Raw genomic sequence first — 13,315 nt, 5'->3', positions numbered from 1 at the left:
AACAATCATTCACGGACAAAATCATGAAGAACTTTAAAACCACTTTTGGAACAACACGCAGCATTTCAAGACGTGACCTTTACGCCTTGGGCGAGCCCCTGGGCGAAAGCGCCACACGCGCCAAGCCGGGTGGGCGGGTGCTTGGCGGGGGTGGCGGTGGTGGGCCGGTGACCAACTGGCCGGACATGACAACCCCGCTGGGTAATGGCGTGCTCTCGGGCATGACCGGCTACTACGGCGTGGTGACGGCAGACACGGCGGCAGCTGCGGCCATTCAGGCGAGTGCGGCGGCCACCTACGAGGCGTGGCAAACAGGCCGCGATGCTTCATGGCAGGCTTGGTACACATCCCAAAAACAGGCAGACACCCTGGCCCAGCAGGCGGCCATGATCGCTGTGAAAACTGCGATTGACCTGGTGATTGCTGACAAGCAAGACAAGCGGATGCGCGAGATTGCCAAGGATCAGCGCGACTTGGCCGACCGGCAGTTGAAGATGGGCGAAGAGCTGCACGCCCGGTACGTGAACAAGTTTGCCCCCATCGAGGATGCTGCGGCCGACTTTGCCAAGAACGATTGGGAGAAGAACCGCTACAAGCCCCAATACGCGCTTCAGCAGGGCCGTGCCAAGCTGGATGCGGCACGCGCCTTTGGCAAGGTGGCGGGCAAGCTGAACAAGAAGATGGCCCGGTACTGCACCGGGGCCAATGCCAACATGCTGCGCCAAGTCACGACCGATTGGGCACGCATGGAGGTGGACATGACCAACAGGGCCTACCGCTTTGAAGAGGCGCAAATGTGGAATCGCGATGACTTGCAGTGGCGGCGCTTGCAAAACGCCATTGCCAACGGCCAGCGATTGCCCAGCCAGGCGGCAGCCGATATTGCCAACGGCATTCGGACGGCCACGGAATCAAACGCTATTCGTGGGCAGGCGATGCAGGGGTGGTACGGAGCTTTGGCGCGTGGCGCAGCAGGCATGTTCCGTTTTGGGTATGGCGCTCTTGAGCAGCAAAGGGCAGGCCAGTACGGGCAATTGCCGGGCATGGCCAGAATGGGTGGCATGGGAAGTTTGGGAGACTTTGGCCTTCAGCAAGACATTTTGCAAAACTCTTACAACTACGGTGAGCAGATGGACACAGGCAGCCTGACGGGCAGCGATGCCACGGGCGCGGATTTTTTCAAAATACCTGACACAGAGGCCTGACCTATGAGCATGACAGATCATCATCAAAAGGGGGTCGATCATGCAATGCTGATGATGCCGCTTAAATGCAGTTTCATGGATGCGTTGCCGCACGTTGTCGAGTCATTGGTTCCTCTGTACGGGACGGATGGCTATGACCAGGCAAGGATCGGGGCAACGTCATTCCTGGTTGGGGCGTCATTCTGTTTGCACTTCGGGCATGAGTCGGGTATTCAGGCAGGGGATGTGTTCAGTGGGATGGATTGCTCTGGTTTCAACCCTGACATAGCTTTGGAGGGCTTTGAGACACAGCGCAGGCTCACTGAGCAGGCCTTGTCCATCCAGTGAGGCGCACCATGGCCAACACAAAAAAGCAACTTGGTTGTTCGCTGAAAAGGCAGAACTGGTCGCCCATTGAGCACGCGCTGGCGCTGTTGCCCGTTCAGGTGGGTGACTGCCCTGAGCAACTGACGGCCAAGGCAGTCAAGGCTTGGTTGAATGCCCGGCCCAAGCGTGGCATTGGCCCAAACTGCCAAGCCGGGTTGTACGGCCTGTTCTTGGGGGCCTTGCTTCGTGCGGGTGCTAACTTGACCACGGCCAAGGACGCACCAGGCGGGCACATCCTGCAAGGCTGGCACGCCCAGGGTGGCTTGATGAAGAAGGGCAACCGATGGTGAAGTTAACGGCCAAACAACAGCGCTTTGCCGAGCTGGTCGCACTTGAAGGGATGACTCAGGCGGATGCGTATCGGGCGGCCTACGCTACGGGAAACATGAAGCCGGAAACCATTTGGGCGCGGGCTTCAGAGCTGATGGCTGACAGGAAGGTGTCAGGAAGGGTTGCAGAGCTCAGGGCCGAAATCCAGGACAAGGCCGTGGAAAAGGAACTGTGGAGCCGGGTGGACAGCATCGGGGTGCTCAAGGAAATCGCCACCAATCAGGAGGCGCGGGGCAACGAGAAGGTAAGCGCTGTCAAGGAGCTGAACGCTATGCACGGGTTCAGCGTCACCAAAGTTGAGCACTCGGGCACCATCGCGGCGCAAGAAGTTCTGGCCAACCTGACACCAGGCCAAATGGTGCGGGCGTCATTGGCGTTACTTCGCAAGCACAGCAACGGGCCAGAGCGTGCGGAGATCGTAGAGTTCGCCCAGCAAGTGATGGAAGGCGAGGGCTTCGCCTTCGACTGATTGAGCATCGCTGGCCGTTTTGTGGACTGGTGTGGGTATCCTCAAAACTGAGCACGCCCCCGTCACCGTGCAATTCGCTCAACGGTGCGCTTCAACAGCCTCAGTTACTGGCCAACAAACCGGGCGTATTTGCCGAAAGTGGCCGTGTGAAAGTTGGCCGACATCATTTCTACGTTACAGCCATTCTGGCCAGATGCGATGGCTTTGCCTTGGTACATCATGACGTAGTGGGGTTGTGGCATGGCAGATGTGAAGTTGACGGACTTCTTCAGCAGTGTGTACTCAAGGCACTTGAATCCATCAGGCCGTGTTTCTGAGGCCACCGGCATTCCCATGATTTGGGTGATCTGCGTGATCGTCATCCCGCTTTCGATCATGACCAGCTTTGCTGCATCGTCATGAAGTACCCGTGGTGATCCGCAGGCGGTGAGTGTGAACACGCAAGCTGCGATGGTCGAGGCGGTGATTGCCTTCATAGTTTCCCCTGATTTGTTTTGTGGCCTTGCATGATGGGCGCACCTTGCGCACCAACAATGGGCGAAGGCGATTATGCGGGGTGGCGATCTGAGGGGGCTGTGGTTTGGAAACTGTATGTGTTTCCTAGGGTAGCGGGGCGACTCGCTATATATATATGACGATGCTGAAGCTTCCCTGGGAATACCACTCGAACAGTGCAAATGCTGATGAACTGAATGGCCCAACAAAAAGCCCGCAACCACTTGACGTGATGGCGGGCTGTTTGGGGGGTAGCAATGAAATCATTGCTTAAGCTGTTGATTTCATTGGGGTTCTGGCGGAGCAGGCGGGATTCGAACCCGCGGTGGGCTATTAACCCACACACGCTTTCCAGGCGTGCGACTTAAACCACTCATCCACCGCTCCGAAGCCTTAAATTATAGCAGCTGAAACCGCCCATTGTGGGCAACTCATGCAATTGTTGTCACAAGCACCGAGTAAGCTCCCTTTGCAGGTTTTTCGATGAATTCTGATCTCGGTGCCTCCAGCGGGTCTTTTTATCCTTAAACTTTGCGACTGTTTCAATCGCTTTGTCTTTTCTTTGGCGAACAGCCCGATCAGCCCATGAAATTCCGTTTCCCCATCGTCATCATTGACGAAGATTACCGCTCCGAAAACACATCGGGTTTGGGCATTCGCGCATTGGCAGATGCCATCGTCAGCGAAGGGCTGGAGGTCTTGGGTGTGACCAGCTACGGCGATCTGTCTCAGTTTGCACAGCAGCAAAGCCGCGCCAGTGCGTTCATCTTGTCCATTGACGACGAAGAGTTTTCACCCGGACCCGACTTGGACCCGGCTGTCATCAACTTGCGGGCCTTCATTGACGAAGTTCGCCGCAAGAATGCCGACGTGCCGATTTACATCTATGGCGAGACCAAAACCTCGCGCCATTTGCCCAACGACATCCTGCGCGAGTTGCACGGCTTCATCCACATGTTTGAAGACACGCCTGAGTTTGTGGCGCGTCACATCATCCGTGAAGCCAAGAGCTACCTGGAAGGCGTGCAGCCACCATTTTTCAAGGCGCTGCTCGACTATGCGGAAGACGGATCCTATTCGTGGCACTGCCCGGGGCACTCCGGTGGCGTGGCCTTTTTGAAAAGCCCCGTGGGTCAGATGTACCACCAGTTTTATGGTGAGAACATGTTGCGGGCCGACGTGTGCAATGCGGTGGAAGAGTTGGGCCAGCTGCTGGACCACAACGGCGCCATTGGCGAGAGCGAGCGCAATGCGGCCCGCATTTTCAATGCCGACCATTGTTTCTTTGTGACCAACGGCACCAGCACCTCCAACAAGATTGTCTGGCACCACACCGTGGCCCCGGGTGACGTGGTGGTGGTGGACCGCAATTGCCACAAGTCCATCTTGCACGCCATCATCATGACGGGTGCCGTGCCCGTGTTCATGAAGCCCACGCGCAACCATTTCGGCATCATTGGCCCCATCCCCAAAAGTGAATTCGAGCCTGCGGCCATCATGGCCAAGATCAAGGCCAACCCCTTGCTCAAGGGCGTGGACCCCAAGAAGGTCAAGCCGCGTGTGATGACCCTCACCCAGTCCACCTATGACGGCGTTCTGTACAACACGGAAACCATCAAGACCATGCTCGATGGTTACGTGGAAAACCTGCACTTTGACGAAGCCTGGCTGCCGCACGCCGCCTTTCACCCGTTTTATGGCCCCTACCACGCCATGGGCAAAAAGCGCGCACGCCCCAAAGAATCCATGGTGTACGCCACGCAGTCCATCCACAAACTGCTGGCCGGTATCAGCCAGGCCAGCCATGTTCTGGTGCAAGACGCGCAAAGCGTCAAACTCGACAGGCCCCTGTTCAACGAAGCCTATTTGATGCACACCTCAACCTCGCCGCAGTACAGCATCATTGCCAGTTGCGACGTGGCCGCCGCCATGATGGAGCCGCCCGGTGGCACTGCGCTGGTGGAAGAAAGCATTGCCGAAGCCTTGGATTTTCGCCGCGCCATGCGCAAGATTGATGCCGAGTACGGCAAAGACTGGTGGTTCAAGGTGTGGGGCCCCGAGAAGTTTGCCGAAGAAGGCATTGGTCGCGCGGACGATTGGATTTTGCGCAACGACCCGCGCAAAAAAACCAGCAAGTGGCATGGTTTTGGCCAGCAGCTGGCCGACGGCTTCAACATGCTCGACCCCATCAAGTCGACCATCGTGACGCCGGGCTTGGATCTGGACGGCAAGTTCGACAAGACGGGCATCCCGGCATCCATCGTCAGCAAGTTCCTGACCGAGCACGGCGTGGTGGTGGAGAAGACGGGCCTCTACAGCTTCTTCATCATGTTCACCATCGGCATCACCAAGGGCCGCTGGAACACGCTGCTCACCGCTTTGCAGCAGTTCAAGGACGAATACGCCAAGAACCAGCCCATGTGGAAAATCATGCCGGAGTTCTGCCAGAAGCACCCGCGTTACGAGCGCATGGGCCTGCGCGATCTGTGCCAGCATGTGCACGAGATGTACGCCAAGTACGACATCGCCATCTTGACGACCGACATGTATTTGTCTGACTTGGCCCCAGCCATGCGCCCATCAGACGCTTACGCCCACATTGCCCAGCGAAAGACCGAGCGGGTGGAAATTGACCACCTGGAAGGCCGCATCACGGTGGGTTTGGTCACGCCATACCCACCTGGCATTCCGCTCTTGATCCCTGGCGAGGTCTTCAACAAAAAGATCGTCGATTACCTCAAGTTCGCCCGCGAGTTCAACGAGAAGTGCCCGGGTTTCGAAACCGACATCCATGGTCTGGTCGAAATCAAAGACGATGATGGCAAGAAACGGTACTTTGCGGATTGCGTGAAAGTTTGAAGTTTTTCGGGGGGGTGACTTGAGGGTCTTTGGGGCAGAGGGCAGGTGAGTTGGGGCCCTCTGCGGGGGCTAAGAGGCGCTTCGCTTTGCCACATCGCCCCCGCAAAGGACCCCAACTCACCTGCGGGGGGAGAATTGAAAAAAGCGGCGAAAGCCGCTTTTTTCAATTCAAGGAGATGTTCGTTCGATCCCACTCTTCATGGCCAGTGGCCAAGCACTGTTGGTTGATCAAGCCCGAGAGCCAGAGAAGCGCTGCAACCTTCATCTGGCCCATGGTCACAAGAACATCCACTGAGCCTGAGGTGAGGTGGGCGCTGAACCGGGCGATTTGGCGAGCGAAGCGAGTTATGAGCCCGGGCAGCGTCCGGCTCGCCTCAGGCGGTCTTGAAGAGGGCACGTACCCCAAGGAGCGAACAACCCAATCAAGCCGCAGCCGCTGGCTCCGCAATGCCGCCGACCACCTGGCTGAAACCACCGTCCACATACGTGATCTCGGCCGTCACGCCCGCGGCCAAGTCGCTCAACATGAACGCCGCCACATTGCCCACGTCCTCAATGGTCACATTGCGGCGAATGGGCGAGGCCTCGGCCACCACCGACAAAATTTTGCCAAAACCCTTGATGCCACTGGCCGCCAACGTTTTGATGGGACCGGCCGAAATGCCGTTGGCCCGCAACCCCCGGTTCTGGCTGCCCAGCGACTCTGCCAAATAACGCACCGATGCTTCGAGGCTGGCTTTGGCCAATCCCATGGTGTTGTAGTTGGGCACCGTGCGAATCGCCCCGAGGTACGTCAGCGTCAGCACAGCCGACTTGTCGTTCAGGTAGGGCAGGGCCGCTTTGGCCATGGCGGGGAAGCTGTAGGCGCTGATGTCGTGGGCGATCTTGAAGCCTTCGCGCGACAAACCGTCCAAAAAGTCACCGGCAATCGCTTCGCGGGGTGCATAACCAATCGCGTGCACAAAACCGTCGAATTTGGGCCAAGTGGCCGACAGGTCGGTGAACAGCTTTTCAATCTGCTCGTCGCTGCCCACATCACAATCAAAAATCAGCTTGGTGTCAAAATCGGCCGCAAATTCGGTGATGCGGTCTTTGAAACGCTCGCCCACGTAGCTGAAAGCGAGCTCAGCGCCTTGTGCGTGGCAGGCCTTGGCGATGCCATAAGCAATGGAGCGGTTGGACAACACGCCCGTGATCAACAACTTTTTACCCGAAAGAAATCCTGTTTTTGTGGTCATGCACTCAACTCCTGAAAAATGTGTGCAGAATTGTCGCATGCGAAGACCCATGGCCCATTTCTGGATACTCTGCTGCTTGGCCCTCGGGCTCGGCGTGGCGGGCAACGCTTGGGCTGCTCACGCTTACGCGCAATTTGGGGACATTCGCTACCCGGCCGGGTTTGCGCACTTTGCGTATGTGAACCCTGCTGCGCCCAAAGGCGGCGAGATCATGCTGGTGCCGCCGACCCGGCAGTCCAATTTTGACAAATACAACCCCTTCACCTTGAAGGGCAGCGCCCCGCCCTCCATGCTGGGCATGATGTTTGACACCTTGCTGGTGGGCAACATGGACGAGCCGACCACGGCTTACGGCTTGCTGGCTTCTGACGTGGCGGTGGCCAGCGACCGCATGTCGGTCAACTTTCAGATTAACCCACTGGCCCGCTTTCACAATGGTGACCCCGTGCTGGCGGCCGATGTTCGCCATTCCTTTGAGCGCCTGACCAGCAAACAGGCCGCGCCCCAGTACCGCACGTATTTTGGCGAGGTCAAAGGTGCCACGGTTCTTGGCGAGCGCAGCATCCGCTTTGATTTTGTGCGCCCCAACAGCGAGCTGCCCTTGATCGTGGGCAGTTTGCCGGTGTTCAGCCAAAAGTGGGGGCTGGAAGGCAACACCCACAAACCCTTGGACCAAATGGTGATGGACATCCCGATTGCGTCCGGCCCTTACCGCATCGGCCGTGTGCAGTTTGGCAAAGACATCACCTACGAGCGTGATCCGGCTTATTGGGCGCGCGACTTGAACGTGCGCAAAGGCCAATTCAATTTCGACCGCATCACCTACAAGATCTACAAAGACAGCACCGCTCAGCTCGAGGCCTTCAAGGCAGGTGAGTTCGATTACATGCAGTCTTTTATTGCGCGGGAGTGGGCCCGTGCCTTCACAGGACGCGCCTTTGAACGCGGTGATTTGATCAAGGCCGAGCTGCAGCACGGCAATGCGGGGGACTTTCAGGGCTTTTTGTTCAACACGCGCCGTGACAAGTTCCAGGACGTGCGCGTGCGCCAAGCCATCGCCCTGGCCATGGATTTCGAGTGGCTGAACCGCCAACTTTTTTACAACGCCTACAGCCGGGTGCGTGGCTATTTTGTGGCCAGCGACTTTGAGGCCAAGGGCCGACCTGGACCCGACGAGCTGGCCTTGCTCACGCCCCTGCGGGGCAAGCTGCCCGCTGCCGTGTTTGATCAAGAGGTGCCGCAGCCGCCCCAAACCGCGCTCGACCCTGCTTCGGGTCACACCCTGCGCGACCACTTGCGCCAAGCGCGGGATTTGCTGCAAGCCGCCGGATGGACCTACCGCGATGGCGCTTTGCGCAACGATAAAGGCCAAGCTTTCAGCATCGAGTTTCTGGACAGTTCGGGCTCCATGGGCCGCGTGGTCACGCCCTTTGCCAAAAACCTCGAGAAACTGGGCATCAAAGTGCAATACAAGGTGATCGACTTTGCGCTGCTGCAAAAACGCATGGACGTGTTCGACTTTGACATCATCAGCAACCGCACCGTGGGCAGCGAAGCCCCCGGCACCGAGTTGCTCGAGCGCTATGGCAGCCGATCGGCCGAGGCGGAGGGTTCGGGCAATGTGATTGGCCTCAAAGACCCGGCCGTGGACGCGCTGCTGGACAAGGTGGTCAGCGCCACGTCAAGGCCAGAGCTGGTGATCAGCCTGCGAGCGCTTGACCGGGTGCTGCGCCACGGCCATTACGTGGTGCCGCATTGGTATGGCGCCGTGCACCGGGTGTCCTGGCGGGCCAAGGCGTTTGCGCATCCGGCCGATTTGCCTCGGTTTTATCAACCTGAAAAACTGGTCACCACTGTGTGGTGGTCACCCACCGCCACAAGCGCGCCTGGCCCATCGCCCTCCACAGCGGCTCCACCAGCCAAAAAGGCCCCCTGACCCATGCTGGCCTACATTTTCAAACGCTTGCTGCTGATGATTCCGACCTTGTTCGGGGTGTTGTTGATGACCTTTGTGGTGATCCAGTTTGTGCCCGGCGGCCCGGTCGAGCAAATGGTGTCTCAGCTGCAAGGCCGTGACACAGGCGGGGAGGGCGCAGCCGCAGCGGGCAGCGGCTACCGCGGCCGTCAGGGCGTGGACGCCGCCCGCATTGCCGAAATCAAAACGCTTTACGGCTTTGACAAACCACCCACCGAGCGTTTTTGGATGATGCTCCAGCAGTTTGCGCAGTTCGACTTGGGCAAGAGCTTTTTCTACCCCAAAGACGTCTGGAGCCTCATCAAGGAAAAGTTGCCTGTGTCCATCAGCCTGGGCTTGTGGACGTTTTTCCTGAGTTACATGGTGTCGGTGCCTTTGGGGATCGCCAAGGCGGTGCGGGCGGGCACGCGTTTTGACACGCTCACCAGCTTGCTGGTGCTGGTGGGTTATGCCATTCCGGGTTTTGTGCTGGGCGTGGCCTTGCTGGTGATTTTTGGCGGTCAACTGCAGTGGTTTCCGCTGCGCGGCCTGACCTCGTCCAACTGGGAGCAGCTGAGCTGGGGCGCCAGAGTGGTGGATTATTTGTGGCACATCGCCTTGCCGGTCACAGCCAGTGTGCTGGGTTCGTTTGCCGTCATCACCATGCTGACCAAGAACGCATTTCTCGAAGAAATCCGAAAACAGTATGTGCTGACCGCTCGCGCCAAAGGCCTGAGTGAAAACCGCGTTTTGTACCGCCATGTCATGCGCAACGCCTTGATCCCGCTGGTCACGGGGTTTCCTGCGGCCTTCATCGGCGCTTTTTTCACGGGCTCCTTGCTCATCGAAACCCTGTTCTCGCTCGACGGCCTGGGTTTGCTCAGTTACGAGGCCGTGATCCGGCGCGACTACCCGGTGGTGCTGGGCACCTTGTATCTGTTCACCCTGATCGGTCTGGTCACCAAGCTGATCAGTGACCTTTGTTACCTGTGGGTGGACCCGCGCGTGAAGTTCGACAAATGACCGCAGCCAACACCACCGCACCCCCGCAGCAGATGTCCCCCTCGGCCCGGGCCTGGCAGCGCTTCAGACGCAACCGCTTGGGCTTTGGCAGCCTGCTCATTTTTCTCACCCTGTTTGTCCTTAGCTTGGGGGCCGAATTCTTGTCCAACGACAAGCCTTTGGTGGTGCGTTTTGAGGGGCAATGGTATTTCCCGGTGGTGCAGACCTTGCCTGAAAAAGTGTTCGGGGGGGATTTCGAGACACCCGCCGACTACCTTGACCCCTTTATTCAGCAGCAGTTGCACAAGGGCGACAACTGGGCTTTGCAGGCCTTCAACCCCTACCACCACAGCACGCTCGACTATTTCGCGCCTTTGCCCAACCCGGCCCCGCCCACGGCCCGCAACTGGCTGGGCACCGATGACCGGGGTCGTGATGTCTTGGCACGTTTGCTTTATGGCTTTCGGGTGTCGGTGCTGTTTGCTTTGGCGCTCACCTTGTTTGGCGTGGTGCTGGGAGTGTTGACCGGCGCGGTGCAGGGCTTTTTTGTCGGCAAAACCGACCTGGTGTTTCAGCGCTTCATCGAAGTCTGGAGCGCCATGCCTGAGCTTTATTTGCTCATCATCTTTTCGGCCGTGTTCGAGCCCAGTGTGGGCTTGCTGCTCTTGCTGCTGGGCCTGTTTGGTTGGATGGGCTTGTCCGACTATGTGCGGGCCGAGTTTTTGCGCAATCGGCAGCTCGACTATGTCAAATCGGCACGGGCGCTGGGCCTGGGCCATTGGCAGATCATGTGGCGGCATGTGCTGCCCAACAGCATGACCCCGGTGGTGACCTTCTTGCCGTTTCGCATGAGCGGCGCCATTTTGGCCCTGACCTCGTTGGACTTTTTGGGCCTGGGCGTGCCGCCAGGCACACCCTCGTTGGGCGAGTTGCTGGCCCAAGGCAAAAACAACATCGACGCCTGGTGGATATCGATGTCCACTTTTGTGGTGCTGGTGGTGACCTTGCTGCTCTTGACCTTCATGGGTGACGCCTTGCGCGACGCACTTGATCCGCGAAAGGTGGACGCATGAACGCGCCCCAAGCTTTGCTGGAACTCAAAGACCTGCAAATCGCCTTTGGCGGGCAGGCGGTGGTGCATGGCGTGAACCTGAGCATCCAGCCCGGCGAGCGGGTGGCTTTGGTGGGCGAGTCGGGATCGGGCAAATCGGTCACCGCGCTGTCGGTGCTGCGTTTGTTGGAATCAGCTGAGCTGTCGGGCCAGGTGCTGTGGCAAGGTCAGGACTTGCTAAAGCAAACGCCTGCCGAGATGCAACGCATCCGAGGTGATGACATTGCCATGATTTTTCAGGAGCCCATGACGGCGCTCAATCCCCTGATGACGGTAGGGTCGCAAATCTCGGAAGTGCTGCAGCTCAAAAAGCTCTTGCATCGGCGCGATGCCGATACGCGGGCCGTGCATTTGTTGTCAGAAACCGGAATCGACGACCCGGAGCGCCGTTTTGAGGCTTACCCGCACCAGTTGTCGGGTGGCCAACGCCAACGCGCCATGATGGCCATGGCTCTCGCGTCCGAGCCCAAGCTGCTGCTGGCCGACGAACCCACCACCGCGCTGGACGCCAGTTTGCGCCTGCAAATGTTGCAGCTTTTGGCCGATTTGCAGCAAAAAACCGGCATGGCCGTGCTGCTGATCACCCATGATCTCGCCTTGGTGCGCCACTTCGCCGACCGGGTGGCGGTGATGGAAAAAGGCGTGCTTGTGGAGCAGGGGAGTTTGATGGAGGTGTTTTCAAACCCTCAACATCCTTACACCCAAAAACTGCTCGACAGCCGCCCCAGTCGCGATGGATTGGCAGAGGCCCCAATCCCATCCCCCTCGCCATTGTTGCTGGCAAAAGGACTGCGAGTTCAGTACCCCATGGCCACACCTGGCATTCGCGGTTGGTTCAAGAAACAACATTTCACGGCCTTGCACGGCGCAGATTTCAGCATCCTGCCAGGCACGACATTGGGTGTGATGGGCGAGTCGGGCTCAGGCAAGTCCAGCCTGGCTATGGCGGTTTTGGGTCTGATGCCTTACGGAGGTGAGCTGACATTTGAGGGCAACTCCTGGCAGGGCAGTCCTGGGCGTGACAAAGCTTTGCGTCAAAAGGTTCAGGTTGTTTTTCAAGATCCATTTGGCAGTCTGTCGCCAAGAATGACCGTGGGTGAAATTGTCTCGGAAGGCTTGCGACTGCATCGGCCGCACCTGTCTGAGCCGGAGATTGAGGCGCAAGTCGTGTCTGCTTTGTCTGAAGTGGGTCTGATGACGGCCGATTTTCCAGACTTGCTGAACCGATATCCTCATGCGTTTTCTGGAGGGCAGCGGCAACGCATCGCATTGGCGCGTGCATTGGTGGTGGAGCCAGACTTGCTTGTTTTGGATGAGCCCACAAGTGCCTTGGATGTCACGGTACAAAAGCAAATTTTGAGCTTACTTCAGACATTGCAAAAAAACCGCAGAATCGCTTATTTAATGATTACCCATGACATCGATGTTCTACGGGCCATGGCCCATTGGGTCATGGTGCTCAAAGCGGGGCACATTGTTGAAATGGGGCTTGCCGACAAGGTGTTGAACCAAGCTGCGCACAATTACACCCGCAGTTTGCTGGCCGCCTTCCCTGACGACTGATGGCTGTTCTGGGTATTTTGCCCATCGTTTTCCTTAATAATCACGCACTTAGCGCAATTTTCAGCTAGAATAATGGCTTCACGACCAAACGGGCGGGTTTTCACCGCCCGTTTTTTTTGGGTCTTTCTTTTTTAACGTTGACATTCAGAAGCTCTGTGGCATTGCAGCAAATTGTTCAAGAAACCGTGACCGGCCTGGGATATGACCTGGTTGAAATTGACCGCACAGCGGGCGGTTTGCTGCGCATCACCATTGATTTCCCTTGGCAACCCGGATCTGAATTGTTCATCAACGTCGAAGACTGTGAAAAAGTCAACCGACAACTTCAGTTTGCGCTCGAAGTCGATGGCGTCACCTACAACCGCCTTGAAGTTTCTTCCCCAGGCATTGATCGTCCCTTGCGCAATGCTCAAGACTTTGAGCGTTTCGTCGGCGAGTTGATTGACATCACTCTGAAAGTGCCTATGGGTGAGAACGCCGCTGGCATGGTCAATCCCACACGCAAAAAATTTCGCGGAACGCTGGAGCGTGACGCCTCAGGTCAAAGCTGGCAAATCGTCTGGAGCGAAGAGCCACCCGTCAAGCCTGGTCAAAAAATCAGCAAAAAACGAATTCCAGCGCCCTTGAATGTGCTGGGTTTTACCTTGGACGAACTGCGCGAGGCGCGTCTTGCACCTGTGGTGGATTTCAAAGGGCGCAAGCCAAAAATTGAAGCCTGACGAA

General features: G+C 57.7%; 12 protein-coding genes and 1 tRNA gene. 10 read left to right on the top strand and 3 right to left on the bottom strand.

Features of this window, described 5'->3' with window-relative positions; translation table 11 throughout:
* Nucleotides 1–23: 23 nt before the first annotated feature.
* From B9Z48_RS11600 to B9Z48_RS11585, 4 genes are read left to right on the top strand one after another with little or no spacing between them, the layout of a single operon-like run.
* Nucleotides 24–1,205: a hypothetical protein gene (locus B9Z48_RS11600; RefSeq protein ID WP_146186271.1), complete on the top strand. Its 1,182-nt coding sequence runs from the start codon at nucleotides 24–26 to the stop codon at nucleotides 1,203–1,205.
* A 3-nt stretch (nucleotides 1,206–1,208) separates the two neighbouring features.
* Nucleotides 1,209–1,532: a hypothetical protein gene (locus tag B9Z48_RS11595; RefSeq protein WP_108378538.1), complete on the top strand. Its 324-nt coding sequence runs from the start codon at nucleotides 1,209–1,211 to the stop codon at nucleotides 1,530–1,532.
* 8 nt (nucleotides 1,533–1,540) lie between these two features.
* Complete coding sequence (locus tag B9Z48_RS11590; RefSeq protein ID WP_108378536.1) at nucleotides 1,541–1,861, top strand: hypothetical protein; 321 nt, start codon at nucleotides 1,541–1,543, stop codon at nucleotides 1,859–1,861.
* The gene (locus B9Z48_RS11585; protein WP_108378534.1) at nucleotides 1,855–2,370 is read left to right on the top strand and encodes a hypothetical protein; all 516 of its coding nucleotides are present in this window, start codon (nucleotides 1,855–1,857) and stop codon (nucleotides 2,368–2,370) included. The genes B9Z48_RS11590 and B9Z48_RS11585 overlap by 7 nt, the downstream gene beginning before the upstream one ends.
* A gap of 104 nt (nucleotides 2,371–2,474) precedes the next feature.
* On the opposite strand, the gene B9Z48_RS11580 is transcribed toward B9Z48_RS11585, so the two are convergent.
* Together B9Z48_RS11580 and B9Z48_RS11575 are read right to left on the bottom strand one after the other, a co-directional pair.
* Nucleotides 2,475–2,846: a hypothetical protein gene (locus tag B9Z48_RS11580; RefSeq protein ID WP_146186270.1), complete on the bottom strand. Its 372-nt coding sequence runs from the start codon at nucleotides 2,844–2,846 to the stop codon at nucleotides 2,475–2,477.
* Nucleotides 2,847–3,161: 315 nt separating this feature from the next.
* A tRNA-Ser gene (locus B9Z48_RS11575) sits at nucleotides 3,162–3,252 on the bottom strand.
* A gap of 198 nt (nucleotides 3,253–3,450) precedes the next feature.
* Between B9Z48_RS11575 and B9Z48_RS11570 the strand changes: the two genes are divergently transcribed.
* Entirely contained in the window at nucleotides 3,451–5,724 is a 2,274-nt protein-coding gene (locus B9Z48_RS11570; RefSeq protein ID WP_108378676.1) for an arginine/lysine/ornithine decarboxylase, read from the top strand.
* Between the two features lie 422 nt (nucleotides 5,725–6,146).
* Here B9Z48_RS11570 and fabI read toward each other — a convergent pair whose 3' ends face one another.
* On the bottom strand, nucleotides 6,147–6,962 hold the full coding sequence (fabI, locus tag B9Z48_RS11565; RefSeq protein ID WP_108378530.1) for an enoyl-ACP reductase FabI: 816 nt from the start codon (nucleotides 6,960–6,962) through the stop codon (nucleotides 6,147–6,149).
* A 76-nt stretch (nucleotides 6,963–7,038) separates the two neighbouring features.
* On the opposite strand from fabI, the gene B9Z48_RS11560 reads away from it, so the two are divergent.
* From B9Z48_RS11560 to rimP, 5 genes are all read left to right on the top strand, one after another.
* Nucleotides 7,039–8,898 carry an extracellular solute-binding protein gene (locus B9Z48_RS11560; protein WP_233261095.1) on the top strand — a complete coding sequence of 620 codons (1,860 nt, stop codon included), beginning with the start codon at nucleotides 7,039–7,041 and terminating at the stop codon, nucleotides 8,896–8,898.
* Nucleotides 8,899–8,901: 3 nt separating this feature from the next.
* Nucleotides 8,902–9,939 (top strand): microcin C ABC transporter permease YejB, encoded by a 1,038-nt coding sequence (locus tag B9Z48_RS11555; protein WP_089957575.1) that lies wholly within the window; start codon nucleotides 8,902–8,904, stop codon nucleotides 9,937–9,939.
* Nucleotides 9,936–10,991 (top strand): ABC transporter permease, encoded by a 1,056-nt coding sequence (locus tag B9Z48_RS11550; protein ID WP_108378526.1) that lies wholly within the window; start codon nucleotides 9,936–9,938, stop codon nucleotides 10,989–10,991. Before B9Z48_RS11555 ends, B9Z48_RS11550 begins: the two co-directional genes overlap by 4 nt.
* Nucleotides 10,988–12,592: an ABC transporter ATP-binding protein gene (locus tag B9Z48_RS11545; protein WP_108378524.1), complete on the top strand. Its 1,605-nt coding sequence runs from the start codon at nucleotides 10,988–10,990 to the stop codon at nucleotides 12,590–12,592. The genes B9Z48_RS11550 and B9Z48_RS11545 overlap by 4 nt, the downstream gene beginning before the upstream one ends.
* Nucleotides 12,593–12,747: 155 nt before the next feature.
* Nucleotides 12,748–13,311, top strand: a complete 564-nt coding sequence (rimP, locus tag B9Z48_RS11540; protein ID WP_089957584.1) for a ribosome maturation factor RimP — start codon at nucleotides 12,748–12,750, stop codon at nucleotides 13,309–13,311.
* The last annotated feature ends 4 nt before the right edge of the window (nucleotides 13,312–13,315 follow it).

This window comes from Limnohabitans sp. WS1 (assembly GCF_003063265.1).
Lineage (GTDB): Bacteria > Pseudomonadota > Gammaproteobacteria > Burkholderiales > Burkholderiaceae_C > Limnohabitans_A.
The sequence above is the reverse complement of the archived record's forward strand: the minus strand, read 5'-3'. Positions and strand labels throughout refer to the sequence as shown.